Genomic DNA, 21,785 nt, shown 5'->3' on the forward strand with positions numbered 1-21,785 from the left:
GCGCGGCGGCGCCCCGTTCCCCTCAGGCAGGCAGCTTGATGATGGCGCGGAGGCCGCCCAGCGGGCTGTCGTCGAGGGTGATGTCGCCGCCATGGCTGCGCGCGATGTCGCGTGCGATCGACAGGCCGAGCCCGGTGCCGCTGGCATCCTGGTTGCGGGCCTCGTCGAGGCGGAAGAAGGGCTTGAAGACGTCTTCCCGGCGATCGGCCGGGATGCCCGGGCCGTCGTCGTCCACCATGATCGTCAGCGTGCGGGCCGCGTGAACGGCCGTCGCCTCGACCTTGCCTGCGTGGCGAAACGCATTGGTCGTCAGGTTGCTGACAAGGCGGGAAAAGGCCGTTGGCTTGACCGTGATCAGCGGATTGCCACGGATCCTCGTTTCAAGCACGCGCTTGCGAAGGCGTGCCTCCTCTTCCAGCTTGGCGAAGAAAGGCGCGAGATCGAACTCGCCCGCTTCCTCGGCCGTGTCGCCGCGGGCGAAGGCCATGTAGCCTTCCAGCATGGACTGCATATCCGCCACGTCCTGCTCCATGGCGGTCACGTCCATCTTGCGCGATGCGATGGCCAGTTGCAGCCTGAAACGGGTCAGGATGGTGCGCAGGTCGTGACTGACGCCGTTGAGCATGGCGGTGCGCTGCTCGATCTGGCGCTCGATGCGCTCGCGCATCAGGATGAAGGCGAGGCCGGCGCGGCGCACTTCCTCGGCGCCGCGAGGCTGGAAGTTGGCCGGCATGGGACGGCCCTTGCCGAAGCCTTCCGCCGCCTCGGCAAGCTGCTGGATCGGGCGGATCTGGTTGCGCAGGAAGAGAACCGCGATGAAGAGAAGCACCAGCGAGGTACCGACCATCCAGAGCAGGAAGATGTGTGTATTGGATGCGTAGGCCTGGCTGCGCCGGGCGAAGACACGCAGGACCTGGTTCTCGAGCTGGATACGGATTTCCACCACGTTGGAATTGCCGACCGTATCGATCCAGAACGGGCGGTTGATCCGCTTGGTGATCTCCTCGGAGAGAATGGTGTCGAGGATGGAAAAGAACGGCTTGGGGCCGGGAGCCGGGAGCGGGTCGGGCGGCAGCAGGTCGGCCTTCAGTTGCAGCCGCTCCTGGGCGATGCGGATCGCCTGGGCATGATCCTTTTCCGGCCAGGTCTCGATCATGTCGATAATGGCGGCGATATCACGCGTGACGGCCTGGGAGAGGCGCTGGGTCACCGTCTGCCAGTGGCGTTCCATGAAGACGAAGGCAATCACCGACTGAAGCAGGATCATCGGGGCGATGACGATGATGAGCGATCGGGCGTAGAGCCGCTTCGGCATGCGCCGGGACACCTGGCGCCAGAAGTGGCGCCAGCGGTCGCGAACGCTCCGCAGCCCCGGAAACCGGACCGTTGCCTCGTCCTTTCCTGCCGTACCGTCGCTGCTCATGCCCCTATCCGTGCCCGCGGTGTGCTGTCCGTCGTCCTGCCAAGGGGATAGCACACGAGAAGCGGATTTGCGCAGACCCGGTCGGCATCAATCCACCGACAGGCGATAGCCGAGCCCGCGCACCGTCTGGAGCCAGACCGGGTTGGCAGGGTCTTTCTCGATCTTGCGCCTGAGGCGGTTGATCTGCACGTCGACGGTGCGCTCGCCGACGTCGGTGCTGCTGCCGGTCAACTCGTGCCGGGCAATGGTCTCTCCCGGCCGTTCGGCGAACAGGCACAGGATATCCTGTTCGCGATCGGTCAGCCGGATGCTCTCCGTCCCCTTCTTCAACTCGCGCCTGGCGATCGAGAAAGCGTAGGGACCGAACACGATCATCTCCGGCTTGAGTTGCGGCGGCGGCGCGCCACGGCGCAGGATGTTGTTGATGCGAAGGACCAGTTCGCGCGGCTCGAACGGCTTGGCGAGGTAGTCGTCCGCCCCGGCCTCGAGGCCGGCGATGCGGTTTCCCGTTTCTGACAGGGCGGTCAGCATGAGGATGGGCACGTCCTTCGTGGCGCGCAGGCCACGCGTGAGGTCGACGCCATTCTCGCCGGGCATCATGACATCGACGATCAGCAGATCGAAGTCGAGACCTTCGAGACGGCGGCGGGCCTCGGCGGCGGTGGCGGCCGTGGTCACGCGCATGCCCTCGGCGGTGAGGAACTGTTCCAGCAGGGAACGGATGCGGGTGTCGTCGTCAACCACAAGCAGGTGCGGCGCATCGTCGGGCAGGAGCCCGTTCATGGTCTCGTCTTGTCTCGTCATCGGCAATGTCTCCCCGGCTCCGCCACCTGAAAGGGGCGCAGCCTCAACGTCCCTTGGGAAGGCGATCATACTGCGGGCGCAGTTCCTTCTCCACCATGGCCCGCAGGAATTCCTCCACCGCGGCACGGTTGTCCGCGCCCGTTTCCTCCAGTGCCTTGGAGATGCGGCGGGACTGTGGCCGCGCCAAAGCGAGGGCCAGCGCACGTCCCTTGGCCGTCGGGTAGAGTTCGCGCTGGCGGCGGTCCTTCGGTCCCGGGATCTGGACCACATGGCCCGTCTCGATCAACTGCTTGAGCACGCGGGCCAGGCTCTGCTTGGTGATCTTCAGCACATCGAGAAGTTCGGCCACCGTCAGGCCCGGCATGCGGTTGACGAAGTGGACGACACGGTGATGGGCGCGGCCGAACCCCTGGCGTTCGAGGATGGCATCGGGATCGGAGGTGAAGTCCCGATAGGCAAAGAAGAGCAATTCGATCAGGTCGAAATTGAGCCCTTCCTCCGATCCTTCGAGCGGGGAGCGGATCGGCGCATGCGACCCCTCGGCGGCACCGGCGGCAGGCTGGATATCTGAAATTATGTCAGTCATGTTGACTTAAATTACGCGCAATGATAATTTTTGGCAAGGTTTTCGCCACGTCGTGCACGATAAGGCAAGCCGGACGGGCGGATCCGGAATTTTCTTCCCGAAACGTCGCTAGAGGCAATCGTCCGGCCTGGCATTTTTGCCTGCGTCACCACAGTTCCGGGAGGGTAATAGCGATGGCATCGGTTCCGTTCGATCAGCTCGAGGGTCATATCTGGATGAACGGCGAGTTCGTTCGCTGGGCTGACGCGAAGATTCACGTTCTGACCCATGGCCTGCATTATGCGAGCGCGGTGTTCGAGGGCGAGCGGGCCTATGGCGGCGAGATCTTCAAGCTGACCGAGCACACCGAGCGGCTGCACGAATCGGGGCGCATTCTCGGCTTCACCATTCCGTGGTCGGTCGCCGAGATCGACGACGCCTGCCGGCAGCTGCTGGAGAAGCAGGGCTTTCAAGATGCCTACGTGCGCCCGATCGCCTGGCGCGGTTCGGAGATGATGGGCGTTTCGGCGCAATCCAACAAGATCAACCTCGCCATCGCCATCTGGCAGTGGCCGAGCTACTTCAATCCCGAGCAGCGGCTCAAGGGCATTCGCCTGGACCTGGCGGAGTACCGCCGGCCCGATCCGCGGACGGCCCCCTCGAAATCGAAGGCCGCCGGCCTTTACATGATCTGCACGCTGTCCAAGCATGCCGCTGAGGCCAAGGGCTATGCCGACGCCCTGATGCTCGACTGGCGCGGGCAGGTGGCCGAGGCGACCGGCGCCAACGTGTTCTTCGTCAAGGATGGCGTCATCCATACGCCAGTTCCCGACTGCTTCCTCGACGGCATCACCCGGCGGACGGTGATCGGCCTGGCCAAGGCGCGTGGCTACGAAGTGGTGGAACGCGTCATCATGCCGGAAGAGATGGATAGCTTCGAGCAGTGCTTCCTGACCGGGACGGCGGCGGAAGTGACGCCGGTCTCCGAAATCGGACCTTACAGCTTCGAGGTCGGCGAGATCACCCGCACGCTGGTCGACGACTACATGGCCGAGGTCCAGCCAAAGAAGATGGCGGCCGAATAGCGGCTGGCATTCCCGTTTCACGGTTTCGCGCGGGCAGGGTGTAACGGTAAGTTACCCCTGCCCGTTTTGATATTCCGCCTCCTCATGGTCTCCTGTCATCGCAACGGGGCAGGCGCGCCCCGAACAACGAAGACGGGGTCAGATCCATGGAAGCACTTGTTCCACTCATCATCCAGGCGATTTCGGGCGCGGTTGGCGGCGGTGTCGTCGGTAATCTGGTCAAGACGGCCGCGATGGGCCTCCTTCCCAAGCTGCTGGCCGGTGCTGTCGGCGGCATCGCCGGCGGGACGGCCCTGGGACCGGTGATCGGCGGCATGCTCGGCGCTGCCGGTGGCGGCGACATGGCCGGCGGCATGGACCTTGGCGCCCTGCTGGGTGATGCCGTGGGCGGCGTGGCCGGCGGCGGCGTGCTGACCGGCGTGCTTGGCGCGGTCATGGGCGCCATGAAGAAATAGACGGGTTTCCCTGCCCTTGGCGGCAGAGCGGGCGCCGGCACGGTGTCCGCTCCCGACAGGTTCTGGCCGCGCGACGGGTTTACGCCGCTGCGGGCTGCGGTTAAGCCTTTGCATCGCGAGGCAAGGAGACCGACCCATGGGCCAATTGAACGCCGGCATCATTCCCGTCACGGCATTCCAGCAGAATTGCACGATCCTGTTCGACAGTGACACGAAGGAAGGTGTCGTGGTCGATCCCGGCGGCGACGTGGAGCGGATCCTGGAAACGATCCGCGAAAACGGGCTCACGATCGGGGCCATCTGGCTGACGCATGGCCATATCGACCATGCCGGTGGCGCGATGGAACTGAAGGACGCGCTCGGCGTCGAGATCCTGGGATCGCACCGGGACGATACGCCGCTGCTCCAGGGGCTGGAGAAGCAGGCGGCGATGTTCGGTCTCGAAGGGGCCGTCCGCAACGTGACGCCGGATCGCTGGCTCGAGGATGGCGATACGGTTTCCTTCGGCGAGCATGACTTCCAGGTTCTTCACTGCCCCGGCCATGCCCCGGGACACGTGGTGTTCTTCAACGACAAGGCGCGGTTTGCCCATGTCGGCGACGTGCTGTTTCGCGGCTCGATCGGGCGCACCGATCTGCCGGGAGGCAATCACGAGCAGCTGATCCGTTCGATCAAGGAGAAGCTCTTCCCGCTCGGCGACGACGTCGGATTCCTCTGCGGGCACGGGCCCGGCGGACGGTTTGGCGAGGAGCGGCGGACCAATCCCTTCCTGACCTGAAAAAAAGCCCCGGTCGAAACCGGGGCCGGAGGCAGGGAGGAGGAGGTCGTCGCAGGGCAGGGTTTACCGCGCGTTGCAGAAGTGGCGATGTCCATCGTTGCCCATGAACGTGCCGGTTTGCGGATCGAAGGTTTGGTAGCGGTTTTCGCAGTAGCGATACCACTGGCGGCTCCAGGGCTCGACGGCGCCGGCGTGCCGGGGTGCATAGACCACATCGGGATTGCGGGCCGGGGCCGGCGGATAATAGTCGCGATCATAGGACGGATCGTCGTCGTAGCCGTCTTCGTCATCCGCCGCGTGGCGCTTGGCGTAGGAGTCAGCGATCATGGCGCCGATGGCGAGGCCGGCAATTCCGGCGACAATGGAGATATCGCGGTTGCGGTGACCGCCGAAATGACGCGGCCCCTGGTGCTTGAAATGGCGTTCGCCGCGACCATGGCGTTCGCCAGCCTGGGCGGCAATGGGGGCAATGGCCGTGGAAACAACGGCAAGGGCAATCAGGGCATTGCGAGTGAACTTGAACATCGAAGTCTCTCCGTGAGGGGCCGGTACCGGCACTGTGGAGAGAATGATGCACAATTCAGGCTGAATGCAGGCTGAACGGGCCGTTCAGCTTGCGGCCGGCCTTGTTTCCCTGCGCGGCTTGGCAAAGGCGCAATAGAAAACGCGGCGCTGATGCGCCGCGTTGCAAATGGCGTGTCCCGAAGAGAAGGGCCTTATTCGGCGACGAGATTTACCGCCTTGGGGCCTTTGCCGCGCTTGTCCGGCTCGACGTCGAAGGAGACCTTCTGACCCTCGCCAAGCGACTGCATGCCCGAGGCCTGCACGGCAGAAATGTGAACGAACACGTCCTTCGCGCCGTCATCAGGCGTGATGAAACCGTATCCCTTCTCGGTGTTGAAGAATTTGACCGTGCCGGTCTGGCTCATGACTTGGTCCTTTCCGAAGTCCAGGTAGTTGATCCGCTTGTCAGGCGGTTCCGCCCGCTCGGGCGGAGATCGTCAGAGTCTCACAGTGTCGGGGAAGGTTTGGTCACAAGCCACTGCCATTCTCCGGACCGAAAGTTGCCCGAACATCGAGACTATCGCATGTTTTTATGACACCGGCAAGACGAAGTTGCTGTGTTTTCAGTCTATTCTTGGAGAGTGCAAGAATTGCTCAGGATTTCATCATTCACGCCAAAAATCGGGCGTCAGGATGAGGATGCCACCAATGATCTCCAGGCGGCCAAGGATCATTTCCAGCGACAGCAGCCATTTGACCATGTCCGGCAGCGAGGAAAAATTGCCCGAAGGGCCGATCACCGGGCCGATGCCCGGGCCGACGTTGGCCAGCGCGGTGATCGATGCTGAAAGCGCGGTCTCAAAATCCAGTCCGAAAGCCGCGTAAACGAGGCCGAAAATCGCTGCCGTCGCGGCATAGAGGATGGAGAAGATGAGCAAGCTGTCGATCGTCGACGGTCGAACGATCTCGCCTTCGAAATAGGCGGGCGACACGCGGTTCGGACGGACGGCGAGGCGCAGGCGCGAGCGGATGAAGCTCAGCAGGATGATGATGCGGAATATCTTGAAACCGCCGGCCGTGGAGCCGTTGCAGCCGCCGATGAACGTGATCAGAAAGAAAAACGAAAGAGCAAAGCTGCCCCAAAGCAAGTAATCCTGCGTGGCGTAGCCCGTTGTCGACATGACCGAAACAACATTGAAGACGGCATGGGTGAACTGGGCGAAGTCACCTTGCCCGGTATTGACCCGCGTCACGGCGAAAATGATGAGGGTCAGGACGCCGGCGAGGGCGAAGAACCACGTGACCTGCTGCAGTTCCAGTTGCCGGCGCCCCTCCGCCAGGTTGATCAGGAAGAGAAAGGGCAGGCTGGAGATGGCCATGAAGGCGATGGCGATCCAGTCGATGACGAGGCTGTCGAAGCCGCCCATGGACGAATCGCGGGTCGAAAAGCCGCCGGTGGATACCGTCGTGAAGGCGTGATTGATCGCTTCGAATGCCGTCATTCCGGCCATGAAATAGAGCGAGGCGCAGGCGACGGTGATCAGCAGGTAAAGCGAAAGCAGGCGGCGGACGAAATGTTCGACCCGGCCATAGGGCTTGACGTGCTTTTCCGAGGATTCGATAGAAAACAGCTGCTGGCCGCCGATGCGCATGGCCGGCAGGAGAAGGATGCCGATGACGACGATGCCCAATCCGCCGATCCACTGGGTCAGCGAGCGCCAGAGGAGGATGCCGGGCGGCAGGTCATCGAGGCCGCTGAGCACCGTCGAACCGGTCGTCGTCAGTCCCGACGCGGCCTCGAAAAAGGCATCGGTATAGGAAATGTGCAGACCCGAAGCCCAGAGCGGCACCGCGCAGGCGCCGGAGAAGGCAAACCATGCCAGGTTCACCAGCAGGAAGGTCTCCCGGCTCTTCAGGTCGGGTGTCGGTCCCGACAGGCCGGCCTCCACCATCAACCCGGCACCACCGATGCAAAGTGCTGAAACAGCAAAGACTTTCCAGTCCGGGTTTCCGGCTGCAAGGTCGGCAAACGCTGGAATGAGCATCGCTGCGGCGATTATGACGAGGTATCTGCCGATCGGCAGGACTACTGCCCGGAAATCCATTGCATCCCGTTCCGGTTGGACGCGCCGCCATAGCATGCAACCGGAATGGCGGCAAGAATTTCAGCGTTTTGTCATGTTGGCCGCGGTTATTCGGATGCGACGATGGAACATGCCGTCTTTGGGGCCAGGCTTGACCAGAAAACAGGACGTTCTTTCATGATGGCAAGGCCGGTACTCAACGCGCGCACGATGGCATTCCTGCTGGCGATCCTCGTGACAGTGCTGATGAACGCATCGACGTTCCGGATCGCCGGTGGCGTGTTCCAGGCCCATCCCGACGATGTCTGGCGCCTGATGGCCGGACTCTTCCTGGTGCACGCTGCGCTGTTCGTCTCGTTGACCTTTCCCTTGGTCTTCAAGCCGGTTGCCGCCTTCCTGGTTATCGGAGCAGCGGTGGCCTCCTATTTTATGGACGCCTTCGGGACGATCATCGACAAGGACATGATCGTCAATGCCGCCACCACGACCCACACGGAAGCAAAGCATCTCATCACGCCGGATTTCGCCTTCCACGTCCTGCTCTATGGCATTCTGCCGGTCGCGCTGCTGTTCTGGGTCAAGCGCAAGAAGACCCGGTTCTGGCGCGACGTGGCGATCAACATTCCGCTCATCCTGGTGATGCTGGTCGGTGCCGGCGCGCTCATCTTTTCCGATTATGCCGCGTTCTCGTCCGCCTTTCGCGAGCGCAAGGATCTCGTCTTCGCGCTCAACCCGATCGGTCCGAGCTATGCCATCGTGAAATATGTCAAGCAGGCGCAGGGCGAAGCCAACATCGTGGTCCAGCCCATCGGCGAGGATGCGCACCCGGGGCCGTTCCTGGCTGGCGCCGACAAGCCCGTCTTCCTCGTTCTCGTCGTCGGCGAAACGCTCAGGGCGCAGAACGTCGGTCTGAACGGGTACGAGCGGCAGACAACGCCGGAACTGGCCGGCATCAACCCGCTCTATTTTCCGAACACCACCAGTTGCGGCACTGCCACGGCCGTTTCCATGCCCTGCATGTTCTCGATGTACGGGCGTGAAGACTACTCGGACCTGCGCGGGCTGGATCACGAGAACCTCCTGGACGTCCTGCACCGGGCCGGATTCGACATCGAGTGGTGGGACAACAACACCGGCGACAAGAAGATCGCCGCGCGGTTCCCCAGCAGCATCCTGACGCATTCGGCGGACCCTGCCTATTGCGACGCCGACGAGTGCAACGACGGCATCTTTCTGGACCGGTTGAAGAAGCGGATGGAGGATGCCAGGCAGAACACGGTTCTGGTCATGCACCAGATCGGCAGCCACGGACCGGCCTATTTCAAGCGCTACCCGCCGGAATTCGAAGAATACAAGCCGGCCTGCCAGTCGGCGCAGTTCTCGGATTGCACGAGCGACGAGATCCGGAACGCCTACGACAACACGGTGCTCTACACCGATCACATTCTCGCGGAGTTCATCCGTCTGCAGGAGGCGCAGTCAGACCACCTCCTGACGGGGCTGGTCTTTGCTTCCGACCACGGCGAATCGCTGGGTGAAGACGGACTGTACCTGCATGGCGCGCCCTATTTCATCGCGCCCGACACGCAGACGCACGTCCCCTTCCTGGCGTGGTTCTCTCCGGAATTCCGCAAGGAGCTTGGGCTCGACGAGACCTGCCTGCGCGGCAAGGCCGGGGTGCCCGCCAGCCACGACAATTTTTTCCATTCCGTGCTTGGCGCGGTCGACGTGGCGACCGGTGTTCGCGATGCCGCGCTCGATCTCTTCGGCACATGCCGTACCGGGACCGATGCGGTCCAGTCCGCCAAGGCGCCGGGCGCGTCGGCCCAGTAGTCCGATTTCAGAAGAGGGCGCCGCCGTCCGGAACGCGCTTGTCGATCGCGCCGAGGACGACTTCACCGTCCTCGTCCGGAAAGCCGAGGGTCAGGACCTCGGACATGAACTTGCCGATCTGGCGCGGCGGAAAGTTCACCACCGCCATGACCTGGCGACCGACCAGTCCTTCGGGCTCGTAGTGGCGGGTGATCTGCGCGGAACTGCGTTTCACGCCGATCTCCGGCCCGAAGTCGATCTTCAGCTTGATGGCGGGTTTGCGGGCCTCGGGATAGGGCTCCGCCTCGACGATCGTGCCGGCCCGTATGTCGATCTTCTCGAAATCCGCCCAGCTGATTTCCGGTTTCCTCGGTGCCATGGCGTCAGGCCGTGCCGAAGGTTTCGAACATCACGTTGCGCATGGCTTCCTCTGCCGGCTGCCCGGCCCAGACCACGAACTGGAAGCACTGGTAGTAGGCCTCGCAGGATTCCAGCGCCGAACTCAACATGGTCTGGACCTGTAATGCGGAGGGTTCCAGGCCACCGGGCAGAATGAGGGTGTGGCGGAACATGATCGCGCCTTCGCGCTGCCAGAGATCGAAATGGCCGAAGAGCAGCTGCTCGTTGATGATCGACAGCAGGCGCATCACCTCGAGGGCCCGGCTGTCGGGAACCTTCAGGTCAAAGGCGCAGGCCACGTGGAGCGCCTCGAAATCCTCCATCCAGGAAAACGACACGTGATAGTCCGTCCAGTTGCCGGCGACCGAAACCGACAATTCGTCGTCGGCGGAACGATCGAAGGCCCAGTCGTAGTGCAGGGCGACCTGTTCGATCACGTCCACCGGGTGGGCTTCGCGTGGTTCGTCCAGGTCAATGTCGATCAGGCTCATTGCTTTCCTCTCCGGCATGGCGGCGGGTTCGGCCACGATGGATGGCCGGCGTGAACGCAAACACATGGAACACATGCCCCTCGGGGGCTTCGGGGCGCGAGACGCCCAACCCTGCCCGCCATGACCCGTGGTTTCGAATCATGTCGTAGATTCAGTGTATTGAAGCGGAGTCTGGTGACCACCCCTTTTCCGCTTCGAGGCGAAGAAGGATGTGGACGGCGGTTGAATCACAATGTCTGCCCGAAGGGCCAAGGGATTCCGCGCAAAGGATTTTTCCCTGCGGCGTGCCTGTGAATAACCTGTGTCAAAAACCGTTGGAGAAATCCGTGCGGCCGGTTCAGGCCTTGGCATTTTCCATGGCGGCGATGCGCTCCTCGAGCTTTTCGAGGCGTTCGGAGAGGGCGCGGTTTTCAGCCCTGGCCTTGACGGCCATGTCGCGCATGGCCTCGAAATCCTCGCGGGAAACCAGGTCCATGGACGCGACGAGCCGCTCGGCCTGGGCGCGCATGGCCGTTTCGACTTCGCGACGGACCCCCTGGGCAGCGCCTGCGGCATCCGTCATCAGCTTGGCGAATTCGTCGAGGATACGGTTCGGTCCGGCGCCTGTGGTCATGGAACAGCCCTTTCTCGTCTTTCCACTGGTGAGGTAAGGCGGGCGGGCGGCGATTGCAAGCGTCCAGTTGCCCCCGGGCGCGTGCCTTGACCTTGAAACAGGGGCGGGGCAAACCTGCCGGCGACCGGCCGTATGCCACAGTGGAGACCCTGCACCTTGCCAGACATCCTGACCCTGCCGCTCAGCCTGCTCTCCTATCCGCAGATCGACCCGGTGATCTTTTCCATCGGGCCCCTGTCCGTACGCTGGTACGGGCTCGGCTACGTGGCCGGCATCCTGTTCGGATGGTGGTATTCGCGCCGCCTGGTCCAGACGCCGCGGCTCTGGGCCCAGGGGCAACCGCCGATGTCGCCGGTCGACCTGGACGATCTGGTCGTCTGGGCTGCGATCGGCATCGTCGCCGGCGGACGCATCGGCTACATCCTGTTCTACGACCTGCAACGCTACCTGGCACACCCGCTCGACATGCTGGCGCTCTGGGAAGGCGGCATGTCCTTCCATGGCGGCATGCTGGGAACGACGCTGGCAATGATCCTGTTTGCACGCAGCCGGGGCATCCCCGTCTGGAGCCTTTTCGACGTGGTGGCCGCGGGCGTTCCGCCGGCGCTCGGCCTTGTCCGCGTTGCCAACTTCATCAACGCAGAGCTCTGGGGCCGGCCGACCGATGCGGCCATCGGCATGATCTTTCCTACCGACCCCCTGCAGGTGCCGCGTCACCCGAGCCAGCTTTACGAGGCGGCGCTGGAAGGCGTGGTGCTGTTCGCGGTGCTGGCCATCCTCGTCTGGGGGCCGAAGATGCTCAGGCGGCAGCGCTTTGTCAGCGGCACCTTCGTGGCCGGTTATGGCCTTGCGCGGATCGCGGTAGAGTTTTTCCGGGAGCCTGATCCGCAACTTGGCTACCTGCTCGGGACGGACTGGCTGACGATGGGAATGGTCCTTTCCGTGCCCATGGTGCTTGCCGGCGCCTGGGCAATGACAACAGCGCGCCGGCCGGACGCCACCGCGTGACAGCGTTGAAGGAGAAGCTGGTTCGCCAGATCGGGCTGACCGGGCCGATGAGCGTGGCGGATTACTTCGCGGCCTGCCTGTTCGACCCGGAACATGGCTACTACGTGACGCGCGAACCCTTCGGCGTGCGCGGCGATTTCACCACCGCGCCCGAAGTGAGCCAGATGTTCGGTGAGCTTGTCGCTGCCTGGGCGTTTTCCAATTGGCAGGCTATGGGCGCGCCGGACCGCTTCGTGTTCGCCGAAATCGGACCCGGGCGCGGCACGATGATGGCGGACATGCTGCGCGTTCTGGCCCGCTTGCAGGGGGGAGCGATGATGGCTGCGGCCCATGTCCATCTCGTGGAAGCCAGCCCGCGGCTTCGCGCGGTCCAGCAGGACCGTCTTCGCGATGCGCCGGCCTCGCTGACCTGGGTGGAGCGCATCGAGGACCTGCCGGCACTGCCGCTCATCATCGTCGGCAACGAGCTGTTCGACGCCATCCCGATCCGCCAGTACGTGAAGGCCGGTGGCCAATGGCGCGAGCGCATGATCGGATTGGTCGACGGTTCGCTTGCCTTCCTGGCTGGCGCGATTCCCGCCGATCCCGGTCTCCTGCCGCCGGATGCAGCCGGCGCGCCCGACGGCGCCATAGCCGAGATCGCACCGCAAAGGGCGGCCCTGATGGACACGATCGCGGCCCATCTCGCCGGATATGGCGGCGCAGGACTGTTCCCCGACTACGGCTACGGACAGCCGGCCTGCGGCGATACGCTGCAGGCGGTGAAAGGCCATCGGCCGGATCCCGTGCTGGATCACCCGGGAACCGCGGACCTGACCGCCCATGTCGACTTCGCGGCCCTCGCCCGCGTGGCACAGGGCCACGGACTTGCGGCGCGACTGGCCGACCAGGGCGATTTCCTGCTTCGGCTCGGGCTGCTCGAACGCGCCGGATCCCTCGGTGCCGGGAAATCGGAGGCGCAACAGGACGCGATCCGCGAGGCCGTGGAACGTCTGGCCGGCCCTGAGCAGATGGGAAAACTGTTCAAGGTGCTGGGTATCGGCGGCAAGGGTTTGCTGCAAATGGCGTGACATGGGGCCAAGATCGACCGCCATGCGGTGATTGATCTAGCGCAAGGCAAACGTGCATTGCATGTCGGAATCTATATATGAAGCCGGCAGAAAGGCCGGCCATGAAAGGAGAGCCCCCATGAAGACGTACATTCTTGCCGCTGCGCTCGCCGCCGCCACTGCCGCCATTCCGACCGCCGCCTCGGCCCAAAGCTGCTACGATCTCTGGTATGAGCGCAATCTCATTTATGCAGAGAACGGGTACTGCTTCGAGACGCGCCTGGCACGCCGGGTCTTCCGGGATTACGATTGCTGGACCAGCAACCCGCGCCTCTCGCAGCGCGAACAGCGGCGCGTCCAGCGGATCCAGCGCGAAGAGCGCCGCCGTGGTTGCCGCGTGAACCGCTGACCGACCCCGTAACCGGCCGCATGACATTGCCCCCGGTTCGCGCGCGCCGGACTTCGGGCAGGCGGGGCCGAAAGGCCCCGCCGATCTCGTTTTCGGGGAGGGTATCTCTGCGCGGAGGAGGTTCCATGCAATTTCGCTCCCGCCGAGCCACGGTTCTGGGCGCTGTTTCCGCCCTTCTGGCCGGCCTGATGGTTGTCGGCCCTGTGCCAGCCGCCCATGCCTCGCGGCCCGTTGCGGTCGAGATCACCGGCTGCGTCCGGGACGGCTCCTTTGTCTCGGAAATGACGGATTTCGGGACGCATACGAGCGACGGTTCCTACGTGATCCGCCTCTTCGGCAGGCGGGACCAGGCGAGCGGTGCGGCCGATCCCATCGACCTTGGTCCCCACGAGGGGATGAGGCTTCGCATCAAGGGCTACCTGTCGCCGGGCGACCGGATGACGACCAGCCCGGACGGCATCGAGGTCATCGGCCCCTGCGACGGGACATGACGGGCAGGTGGCGTTAAACGTGGCTTGCCGCGTCAGTCGTTGTTGACCTGGAAGCTGGTCCTTCCGGTCGCGAGGTCGTAGGTCAACAGGCCTTTCTGCGACGGGCAGCAATGCGGATCGTTCTCGAGCCACCTGTGGCCCTGGAAGGTGATGTCACCGTCACCGACGTAGAAGTTCTCGGCAATGAAACGCATGTCGTCGATGACGTCGGTCAACAACAGCCGGGTGCCGCTGTTGCCGGACATCGCGAAATACTGGCCGTGCTTGTTGCCGCCACTGCATTGGGCAGTGTCGACCAGAACCGCGAAAGTGCCGTCGCCGGCCGGCTTGACGTCGTAGCCGGTCACGAACTCGACGCCCCATTCGCTCCGGTCGTCCTGCGGGCAAGCCTCGTATCGTTCGACGAGGCCCGATCCAACAGTCTGCAGGTGACGGTTCGCCGTCGCCAGGACGTCTGGCAGGAGATCGGAAAGGCGGTCCCTGGCCGATGCATCCATGGCCATGAGCGGACCTGTTCCCGCGATCAGGAGCCGGAGCGCGAAGACGCAGATCGTTTTCATCATCCATCCACCCAGGCGGTTTCTCTCCCCGGACGCGAAGTCCGGCGCGCGAAAATCCTATCACGAAACATCACCGGGCGAATTCTTTTCGCGCGCTGCGCCATCGTCCTGCGAACCGGCGGGTCCGAGAGGGCGCGACCGGCCGTCTTCGCCCGTTGACGGAGACGCCGGAACCGCGGCGCTATTCTGACGGCTCCAGCCTGCGCTCGATAGTCCGGATGATCTCGTTGGGCGTGGATGGCTTCGCGATCAGGCCGCAATGGGGATACCGGTCCATCGCTTCGTACTTGTCGAAGTGACCGGAGTGAAAAATGAAGGGAATCTTGTTGCCGGCGAGGCGATCGGCGAGAGGAAAGACCGTCTCTGCCTGTAGCTGGACGTCCAGGATGGCAATATCGACCGATGCAAGGTCCGCTTTCATCGCGGTATCCAGGCTCGCGAAGGGTCCCTCGACCTGGTACCCGGCCTCCTCCAACGTGAACTGAAGATCCATAGCGATCAGCATTTCGTCTTCGACGAGCATCACCGTTTTCAAAGGTACCCCCTCAAGCGTCAAACCTGATACTTACAACGCGCTGACCCGCCTTCTGTTCCACGCAGGCCTTTCCATTGATCTGCACCATGGAGGCATCGACCAGGTTGGTGCCGAACCCGCGTTCCGCCTGACCGTCGGTTGCCTCAATGTGATCGGCGCGTTCGATCCAGTCGAGGTGGACGAATCCATCCCTCCGCTGCCACCGGACATCCAGCCGCCCGCCCGTGGAGGCCAGTGCGCCGTACTTGACGGCATTGGTCGCCCATTCGTGGAAGATCAGCGCAAAGGGCGTCACCTTTTCCGCCGAAATCGCGGTCTCCGTGCCTTCCACGGTGATGTTGTCGCCCTTGACGTAGGGTTCCAGAACGGCGGTGATGATGCGGTCCAGGTTGATGCCCTTCTCGTTGCGGGCACTTGTCGCCATGGCGTGCGCCCGGCCAAGCGCGGAAATGCGCTCGCGCAGATCCGCCGACATCTCGCGCGGATCGGAATGCAGGCGGGTGACCGCGCCGATCATGCCTGAAATCACTGCGAACAGGTTCTTCACCCGGTGGTTCATTTCCCGGATCATGAGTTCGCGGGCATTCGCCAGGCGCTTTTCCGGTGTCATGTCGAAACTGACACCGACCAGGGTGGCCGGATCGGACGCGATGCGCCGGCCGCGAATGCGCAGATAGTTTTCCGCGCCCGGCGGATTGGCCGATCGGAAGTCCAGTTCGAATTCGTCGTCGCTGTGGAGTGCATCCTGAAAACCGGCCTCGACCGCGGCGCGATCGGCAGGGTGGACCGCGGCGAGGAAGTCATCCCGGGACAGGCCGTCCTCGCCGTCTACGGCCAGGAGGCTCCGGGCATCCGGGTTCAGTTCCATCGTGCCCGCGCCCTCATCGAGCATCCATATGCCGACGCCAGCCACCTGCGTTGCCAGTTTCAGCCGGTTCCGCTCAGCTTCCAGCGCATCCTGCATGTCGTGGATGCGCGTGATGTCGGTGAAGACGAGGTTGGCGCCCCGGGTGCTGCCGTCCGCCAGGCGGTAAGGCGTGGTGATCAGGGACCAGAAGGTCTTCTGGTCTCTCGAGGCGATGGCCCGGACACGGTTTTCCCCGCCGGTCGCGACATCCCGGGCGTCGGCGAGAAACGCGTCGTCTTCGAGCGAATGCGCCATTTCCGTCAGCACGCGCCCCTTGTCGTTTTCCCGCAGCGGAAAGATCGCCGAGGCCGCCTTGGTGAAATTGCGGATGCGCAGGTCCTCATCAACGACAACGAGCGCAAGCTGGGTCGATTCCAGGAAGTTCGACATGTCGGCATTGGCGAGAACGAGCTGGTCGACCTTGCTCTTGAGTTCGTCGTTGACCGTCGTCAGTTCCTCGTTGGTCGATTGCAACTCCTCGTTCATCGACATCATTTCTTCGTTGGAGCTCTTGAGTTCCTCGTTGGTCGTCTCGAGCTCCTCGATGGTCGTGCGCAGCTTCTCCTGGGAAAACCGCAGTTCCTCCTGCAATGTCGCCACTTCGTTTTCCGACGAGCCGGAATAGGTGAAGACGTCGTCGTAACCGGGGCGGAAGCCGGAGGCCTCGGAGAAGATCAGCAAGGCGGAATCGCTGCTGACCGGATCGGCGATGAGGTTGATCGCCTGCGTTCCGAACTCCGACTGCACCTCGATGTTGCGCACGACGACGCGGGAATTCTCACGCAACGACTGGCGGACCAGGTTGATCGCAACCTCGCGAATGCCCGGCCGGGCAATGGCGGTGATGTTGGGCGGGCCATAGGCCGTGAAGGATACCGTGAGATAGCGCGACAGTTGGCCGAAGGTCGATTTCACGTTGCCGGCCTGGTCAACGACGACCGACGGCATGATGTAGCGATCGGTCAGCTTGGACAGCACGATCCGGTCGAAATCCTGCTTGTCCTGGCGGCCTGCTTCGGTGGACTCGGACCGGGCAGCCGGGTGCTGGGTGCGCTTCAGGTTTCTCGAATAGCGCTGCGGAAAGGCCGATTTGCCGGGGAGGCGTCGAAAGATCTTGATCCGTCCATCGACCTTCTCGAACAGGTCCTCAAACCGGCCGATCGACTCGGACGCGCCCAGAAGCAGCGTTCCACCCTCGTTGATCGAATAGTGAAACATCGGGATGACCTGTTTCTGCAGGTCGTCGCCGAGGTAGATCAGCAGGTTGCGGCACGAGACGAGGTCGATGTTGGAATAGGGCGGATCCTTGATCAGGCTGTGCTGTGAAAAACGGATGAGATCGCGGATGCGCGAGGTGAATTCGAAATAGTCGCCATGCGAGGCCAGGTAGGGCATCGTCCGGAAAGCTTCCGGAATGTCGGCCATGGCCGAAGCCGGGAAGCGGCCGCGCCGCGCGATCGACAGCATCTGCTCGTCGATGTCGGTCGCAAAGACGTGCATGTCGGGATGCTGGCCGGTGCGATGGGCATGCCTGTCGAGCAGCATGGCGATGGTGAAGGCCTCCTCGCCGCTGGAGCAACCGGGAACCCAGACACGGATCACGCCACTGTCGGCCGCGCGCTCGAAAAGGGCCGGGATGATCTCTTCTTCAAGGTAGTCGAAGTGGTCAGGATCGCGAAAGAAGCGCGTGACGTTGATCAGCATGTCCCGCAACAGCGCTTTAGGCTCGCCCGGCCGATCCTTCAGCCGGGAAAGGTAATCGCGTGCCGTGGGAACGCCCAGAACCTGCATCCGTCTCTGGATCCGCCGGATCAGGGTCGGCAGCTTGTACCCGGAGAAATCATAGCCGGTGCTCTTTGCCAGTTCGGCGCAGATCTCATTAATCTGGCTTTCCAGCGCATCCTCGATGCGTCCGTGGCCTTCCTGTTCGAAGGTGTGGGTGCGAATGCGGTGCAGCGTTTCGACGATCCCTTCCGGCTCAAGGACGAAATCGACCAGCCCGGTCGCGACGGCTGCCAGCGGCATGCTGTCGTACTTGGCCGAGCTGGGTTCCTGGGCGACTGCCACGCCGCCGTTTTCCTTGATCGCGCGGAGACCGATCGCGCCGTCCGCGCCCGTACCGGACATGACCACGCAGACGGCATTGCTGCCCTGGTCTCCGGCGAGCGAGATGAAGAAATCATCGATCGGCCGGCGCATGCCACGCCGTTCCCGGAAAGAGACGAGGCTCAGGACGCCGTCCTTCAGCTCAAGTCCGCTGCCGGGCGGGATGACATAGACATGGTCGGCGTCGACCTTGACGTCTCCGGACACCTGCATGACCGCGAGCTTCGTCTGGCGTCCGATCAGTTCGGCCAGCAGGCTTTCGTGGTTCGGGTCGAGGTGCTGGATCAGGACGAATGCCATGTCCATGCCCGGCTCGGCATGGGCAAGCATTTCCCGAACCGCTTCCAGCCCGCCTGCAGATGCGCCAATCCCGACGATCAACGGCCCGGCCAAAGCCTGTGCGTGTCCCGGATCGCCTTTCTTTCCGTGCATCTGCCGTTGAATCCGCCTGCGATGAGATAAACCGTAATCTAATTTATCGCATTTGTTCGACAATCAAGCCGCTTCACTCGAGAATCGTCATGCGCGATTGCGCCACGGCCGAAAGACTGCCGGCCAGGGCTTCTGCCGATGTCAGCGAAAACATGCTGTGATCCCGGTTGACCGCGGAAAACATGTCGAGTTCCCGCCCGAGCGTTTCCTCGTAAGCCATGGCACGGCGAACGGCATCGGCGGCGGTCATGTCGAACTGCGAGGCAAAGAAGTAGGCCGTCGCGTTGTTCTGGCGCCGAACCCTCGACATGAACACGTAATTTATGAAGCGCTTTCCGTCCTTGCGGAAGTTGACGATGCGGAACCGTTCCGAGCCGCGTGTCTCGTCAGAAATGTAGGCCCGGATGTTTTCGCGGGTCTCTTTCTGGTCCTGATCCCGCTGGAGAAAGCGGCAGTTCCGGCCGATCACGTCGTCGCGGGAATAGCCGGTCATGGTCAGGAAGGCCTGGTTCGCCACGACCAGCGGCAGGTCGGCAATGTCGGTCGGGGCCAGCGTGATGGCGATGGTCGACCGATCGGCGAGATCCTGGATGGAGGATAGATAGGCGTCCACGCGTTGCTCCCTGGTCCCCGTCGCGTCATCCGGCGCGTGGTCCTTGAGACCAGTCCTGCACCAGAAACCCGAACGCGCGACGCGAAGGGAAGTTCCGGCGGCGAGCAAAAATATCCGCGGCGCCGGCCATTATCGTCAAACCGGCAGATCCAGCGTCGTCCCTAGAGCCCGTTCAGCAGCGCCTGGATTTCGTTGACCAATCCCACCATGGCCGGACCATAGACCGTGTTCATCGCCTCCGTGGTGAACTGGTGCGGCGGGCCGCCGCAATTGAAGCCGTAGATGCCTGTCCCGTCGGCGGCGACGAGCGCCGTTCCGACGGCATTGATGTCGCTTCGCCACGTCCCGGACGAGGTGACAAAGCCCTTGTCGGAGAATTCCACGATGGCACCGTCGATCACGCTGCGCAGCGCCGGCCACTCCGGTCCGTAGCGCTCGGCGAGGCCGGCATAGACGGGCTGGCGTTCGGCTTCCGGCATGGCCGCAATCAGCGACCAGCCCATGGCCGTCTTGGCCAGCGGCACGCGTGACCCGACGTCGAGCTGAACGGTGAAGGTGGAGGATCCGCGCGAAATATCGATGTACAGCGCCCGGTTGCGATCCAGCACGCCCATGGCGATCGGCGCCGACAGGCGGTCGGCCGCGGCCTTGGCAACGGGGCGTGCGAGCTGACGGATGCCCAGCCCGGCGAGGGCGGAATAGCCGAGCGCGATGGCCTGCGGCGCCAGGCGGTACTTGTTCAGACGGTGCACCTTCGTGAGGTAGCCCAGTTCGCAGAGCGTGTAGGTCAGGCGGGTGACGGTCGGCTTCGGCAGGCCGGTGCGTTCGGCGATCTCCTGGTTTCCCAGGAAATGGTCGCGAACCCGGAAGGCGCGCAGCACTTCGAGGCCCCGCGCAAGCGCCGTGACGAACTTGCGATCGCCACTTCTCGGCCCGGCAGAAAGCTCGTCACCGTCCATCCCGTGTCCCGTTGTTGACATTCGCCTGCCGGTGCATATCAATAGGTCAAATAAAAGTAAAACAGAATTTCGCTCTGCGAAACGGGAGGAGTCAGCCACGATGGCCTGTGCCAACGCAGGACTGTGGTCCCATGGCCGCATAGAAGCCAACCGATCGTTCTCCAGTGCCGGTTCCCGCCGGCAGGTTCCTTCCTGATGACGGCACAAAGCCCGAGCACCGACCCGATGCTGTCGGTGAAGGACGTCGCGGTCAGGTTCGGTGGCATCAAGGCCCTGGACGGGATCAGCTTTTCCATCCGCCAGGGGCAGATTCTCGGACTGATCGGCCCGAACGGCGCCGGCAAGACCACGCTCTTCAACTGCCTGAGCCGTCTCTACACACCGAATTCCGGCGATATCCTGTTCCAGGGCCAGAGCCTGCTCCACCGTCCGGCCCACCAGGTCGCCGCCGTCGGAATCGGGCGGACCTTCCAGAATCTCGCCTCGTTCTCCAACCTCAGCGTGCGCGACAACATCCGCATCGGCGCGCATTGCGCCAGCCGCGGCGACATGATCAGCGACGTGCTGCGGCTTCCCTGGTCGAACCGCGAGGAAGCCAGGGTTAACGGTATCGTCGACGAACTGCTCGACTACCTCGACCTGAATGCGGTGGCCGACGAGACCGTCTCGGGCCTGCCGTTCGGCACGCTCAAGCGGGTGGAACTCGCCCGCGCGCTGGCCAGCTGCCCGGACCTGCTGCTGCTCGACGAACCGGCCGGCGGTCTCAACCACGACGAGGTCTCCGAACTGGGCGACCACATCCGGCGCATCCGTGACGAGCGCAACATCACCGTGCTGCTGGTCGAGCACCACATGAACCTGGTCATGTCGGTTTCCGACATGGTCGTCGTCCTGAACTTCGGGCGCAAGATCGCGGAGGGCACGCCCGGCGAGGTGCAGGCCGACCCGGAAGTGATCCGCGCCTATCTCGGAGACAGCCATTGAAACCCCTGCTTCGCGTCCGCGGGCTTGAAGCCCAGTATGGCCTTCTCAAGGTCCTCCACGGGATCGATTTCGACATCGGCGAGGGTTCGGTGACGACGCTGCTCGGTGCCAACGGCGCGGGCAAGACGACCACGCTGCGAGCGCTGTGCGGCATGGTGCGCCATTCGGGCACGATCGATTTCGACGGCGTCGACCTGACGCGGCGCCGGACCGAGGACATCGTGCGCCTCGGCATCGCGCATGTGCCGGAAGGGCGGGGCACGTTCACCTCGCTCACGGTCGAGGAAAACCTGCAACTGGGCGCGATGACCCGGCGCCAGGGCAGCGAGATCGAGGAGGATATCCGCCGCATCTACCGGTTCTTTCCCCGCCTGGAGGAACGGTCCGGCCAGCAGGCCGGGACGCTTTCGGGCGGCGAACAGCAGATGCTGGCCGTAGGCCGCGCGCTGATGCTGCGCCCGCGGCTGATGCTGCTGGACGAACCCTCGTTCGGCCTTGCACCGCTGATCGTGCGCGAGGTGTTCGCCATCCTGGCCGACATTCGCGACAACATGGGCGTGAGCATGCTGATCGTCGAACAGAATGCCTCGCTGGCGCTGGAACTGGCGGACGAGGCCTACCTGATCGAAACCGGCGAGATCGCCCTGTCGGGTCCGGCGGCCGAGATCCGCGACAACGAATCCGTCCGCAATTCCTATCTGGGTTACTGAGGAGGCACC

Annotated in this window: 24 protein-coding genes; 10 read left to right on the forward strand and 14 right to left on the reverse strand. The window is 63.5% G+C overall.

The window, feature by feature from the left end; all coding sequences use genetic code 11:
• Positions 1–22: 22 nt before the first annotated feature.
• The 3 genes from CSC94_RS10135 to CSC94_RS10145 all read right to left on the reverse strand — a co-directional run bounded on the left by CSC94_RS10135 (position 23) and on the right by CSC94_RS10145 (position 2,813).
• On the reverse strand, positions 23–1,423 hold the full coding sequence (locus CSC94_RS10135) for an ATP-binding protein (RefSeq protein WP_099306209.1): 1,401 nt from the start codon (positions 1,421–1,423) through the stop codon (positions 23–25).
• Between the two features lie 87 nt (positions 1,424–1,510).
• Positions 1,511–2,227 carry a response regulator gene (locus tag CSC94_RS10140; RefSeq protein ID WP_099306210.1) on the reverse strand — a complete coding sequence of 239 codons (717 nt, stop codon included), beginning with the start codon at positions 2,225–2,227 and terminating at the stop codon, positions 1,511–1,513.
• A gap of 43 nt (positions 2,228–2,270) precedes the next feature.
• Positions 2,271–2,813 carry a MarR family winged helix-turn-helix transcriptional regulator gene (locus tag CSC94_RS10145; RefSeq protein ID WP_099306211.1) on the reverse strand — a complete coding sequence of 181 codons (543 nt, stop codon included), beginning with the start codon at positions 2,811–2,813 and terminating at the stop codon, positions 2,271–2,273.
• Positions 2,814–2,986: 173 nt separating this feature from the next.
• Here CSC94_RS10145 and CSC94_RS10150 point away from each other — a divergent pair, with 173 nt between their 5' ends.
• From CSC94_RS10150 to CSC94_RS10160, 3 genes are all read left to right on the forward strand, one after another.
• On the forward strand, positions 2,987–3,877 hold the full coding sequence (locus tag CSC94_RS10150; RefSeq protein ID WP_099306212.1) for a branched-chain amino acid aminotransferase: 891 nt from the start codon (positions 2,987–2,989) through the stop codon (positions 3,875–3,877).
• Between the two features lie 146 nt (positions 3,878–4,023).
• Positions 4,024–4,332 (forward strand): hypothetical protein, encoded by a 309-nt coding sequence (locus tag CSC94_RS10155; protein ID WP_099306213.1) that lies wholly within the window; start codon positions 4,024–4,026, stop codon positions 4,330–4,332.
• Between the two features lie 136 nt (positions 4,333–4,468).
• Positions 4,469–5,110, forward strand: coding sequence for an MBL fold metallo-hydrolase (locus CSC94_RS10160; RefSeq protein ID WP_099306214.1), 642 nt, complete (start codon positions 4,469–4,471; stop codon positions 5,108–5,110).
• 63 nt (positions 5,111–5,173) lie between these two features.
• On the opposite strand, the gene CSC94_RS10165 is transcribed toward CSC94_RS10160, so the two are convergent.
• The 3 genes from CSC94_RS10165 to CSC94_RS10175 all read right to left on the reverse strand — a co-directional run bounded on the left by CSC94_RS10165 (position 5,174) and on the right by CSC94_RS10175 (position 7,659).
• Positions 5,174–5,635 carry a BA14K family protein gene (locus tag CSC94_RS10165; protein ID WP_099306215.1) on the reverse strand — a complete coding sequence of 154 codons (462 nt, stop codon included), beginning with the start codon at positions 5,633–5,635 and terminating at the stop codon, positions 5,174–5,176.
• A gap of 191 nt (positions 5,636–5,826) precedes the next feature.
• Positions 5,827–6,039, reverse strand: coding sequence for a cold-shock protein (locus CSC94_RS10170; RefSeq protein ID WP_099306216.1), 213 nt, complete (start codon positions 6,037–6,039; stop codon positions 5,827–5,829).
• 240 nt (positions 6,040–6,279) lie between these two features.
• On the reverse strand, positions 6,280–7,659 hold the full coding sequence (locus CSC94_RS10175; protein WP_205853272.1) for a TrkH family potassium uptake protein: 1,380 nt from the start codon (positions 7,657–7,659) through the stop codon (positions 6,280–6,282).
• 216 nt (positions 7,660–7,875) lie between these two features.
• Here CSC94_RS10175 and CSC94_RS10180 point away from each other — a divergent pair, with 216 nt between their 5' ends.
• Complete coding sequence (locus CSC94_RS10180) at positions 7,876–9,531, forward strand: phosphoethanolamine transferase (RefSeq protein ID WP_165784393.1); 1,656 nt, start codon at positions 7,876–7,878, stop codon at positions 9,529–9,531.
• Positions 9,532–9,538: 7 nt separating this feature from the next.
• On the opposite strand, the gene CSC94_RS10185 is transcribed toward CSC94_RS10180, so the two are convergent.
• The 3 genes from CSC94_RS10185 to CSC94_RS10195 form a co-directional block, all read right to left on the reverse strand.
• Positions 9,539–9,889, reverse strand: a complete 351-nt coding sequence (locus tag CSC94_RS10185) for a tRNA-binding protein (protein ID WP_099306219.1) — start codon at positions 9,887–9,889, stop codon at positions 9,539–9,541.
• Positions 9,890–9,893: 4 nt separating this feature from the next.
• The gene (locus CSC94_RS10190; protein ID WP_099306220.1) at positions 9,894–10,400 is read right to left on the reverse strand and encodes a type III secretion system chaperone family protein; all 507 of its coding nucleotides are present in this window, start codon (positions 10,398–10,400) and stop codon (positions 9,894–9,896) included.
• A 337-nt stretch (positions 10,401–10,737) separates the two neighbouring features.
• Entirely contained in the window at positions 10,738–11,013 is a 276-nt protein-coding gene (locus CSC94_RS10195; RefSeq protein WP_099306221.1) for an accessory factor UbiK family protein, read from the reverse strand.
• Positions 11,014–11,169: 156 nt separating this feature from the next.
• Here CSC94_RS10195 and lgt point away from each other — a divergent pair, with 156 nt between their 5' ends.
• The 4 genes from lgt (at position 11,170) to CSC94_RS10215 (ending at position 13,970) form a co-directional block, all read left to right on the forward strand.
• Complete coding sequence (gene lgt / locus CSC94_RS10200; protein ID WP_165784394.1) at positions 11,170–12,021, forward strand: prolipoprotein diacylglyceryl transferase; 852 nt, start codon at positions 11,170–11,172, stop codon at positions 12,019–12,021.
• Positions 12,018–13,091, forward strand: coding sequence for a class I SAM-dependent methyltransferase (locus CSC94_RS10205; RefSeq protein ID WP_099306223.1), 1,074 nt, complete (start codon positions 12,018–12,020; stop codon positions 13,089–13,091). Before lgt ends, CSC94_RS10205 begins: the two co-directional genes overlap by 4 nt.
• 118 nt (positions 13,092–13,209) lie before the next feature.
• A complete protein-coding gene (locus CSC94_RS10210) occupies positions 13,210–13,479 on the forward strand; it encodes a YARHG domain-containing protein (RefSeq protein WP_099306224.1) in 270 nt (89 codons plus the stop codon).
• Positions 13,480–13,604: 125 nt separating this feature from the next.
• Positions 13,605–13,970 carry a hypothetical protein gene (locus tag CSC94_RS10215; RefSeq protein WP_099306225.1) on the forward strand — a complete coding sequence of 122 codons (366 nt, stop codon included), beginning with the start codon at positions 13,605–13,607 and terminating at the stop codon, positions 13,968–13,970.
• A gap of 32 nt (positions 13,971–14,002) precedes the next feature.
• On the opposite strand, the gene CSC94_RS10220 is transcribed toward CSC94_RS10215, so the two are convergent.
• The 5 genes from CSC94_RS10220 to CSC94_RS10240 form a co-directional block, all read right to left on the reverse strand.
• Entirely contained in the window at positions 14,003–14,533 is a 531-nt protein-coding gene (locus CSC94_RS10220) for a hypothetical protein (RefSeq protein WP_099306226.1), read from the reverse strand.
• 178 nt (positions 14,534–14,711) lie between these two features.
• Positions 14,712–15,053 carry a response regulator gene (locus CSC94_RS10225; RefSeq protein WP_099306227.1) on the reverse strand — a complete coding sequence of 114 codons (342 nt, stop codon included), beginning with the start codon at positions 15,051–15,053 and terminating at the stop codon, positions 14,712–14,714.
• 22 nt (positions 15,054–15,075) lie between these two features.
• On the reverse strand, positions 15,076–18,510 hold the full coding sequence (locus CSC94_RS10230) for a CheR family methyltransferase (protein WP_099306228.1): 3,435 nt from the start codon (positions 18,508–18,510) through the stop codon (positions 15,076–15,078).
• Between the two features lie 73 nt (positions 18,511–18,583).
• Positions 18,584–19,123 (reverse strand): PAS domain-containing protein, encoded by a 540-nt coding sequence (locus CSC94_RS10235; protein ID WP_099306229.1) that lies wholly within the window; start codon positions 19,121–19,123, stop codon positions 18,584–18,586.
• A 161-nt stretch (positions 19,124–19,284) separates the two neighbouring features.
• Entirely contained in the window at positions 19,285–20,082 is a 798-nt protein-coding gene (locus CSC94_RS10240) for an IclR family transcriptional regulator (RefSeq protein ID WP_165784395.1), read from the reverse strand.
• A 195-nt stretch (positions 20,083–20,277) separates the two neighbouring features.
• Between CSC94_RS10240 and CSC94_RS10245 the strand changes: the two genes are divergently transcribed.
• The gene (locus CSC94_RS10245; RefSeq protein WP_099306231.1) at positions 20,278–21,066 is read left to right on the forward strand and encodes an ABC transporter ATP-binding protein; all 789 of its coding nucleotides are present in this window, start codon (positions 20,278–20,280) and stop codon (positions 21,064–21,066) included.
• A complete protein-coding gene (locus tag CSC94_RS10250; RefSeq protein ID WP_099306232.1) occupies positions 21,063–21,776 on the forward strand; it encodes an ABC transporter ATP-binding protein in 714 nt (237 codons plus the stop codon). The genes CSC94_RS10245 and CSC94_RS10250 overlap by 4 nt, the downstream gene beginning before the upstream one ends.
• Positions 21,777–21,785: the final 9 nt, after the last annotated feature.

Source organism: Zhengella mangrovi, from assembly GCF_002727065.1.
Lineage (GTDB): Bacteria > Pseudomonadota > Alphaproteobacteria > Rhizobiales > Rhizobiaceae > Zhengella > Zhengella mangrovi.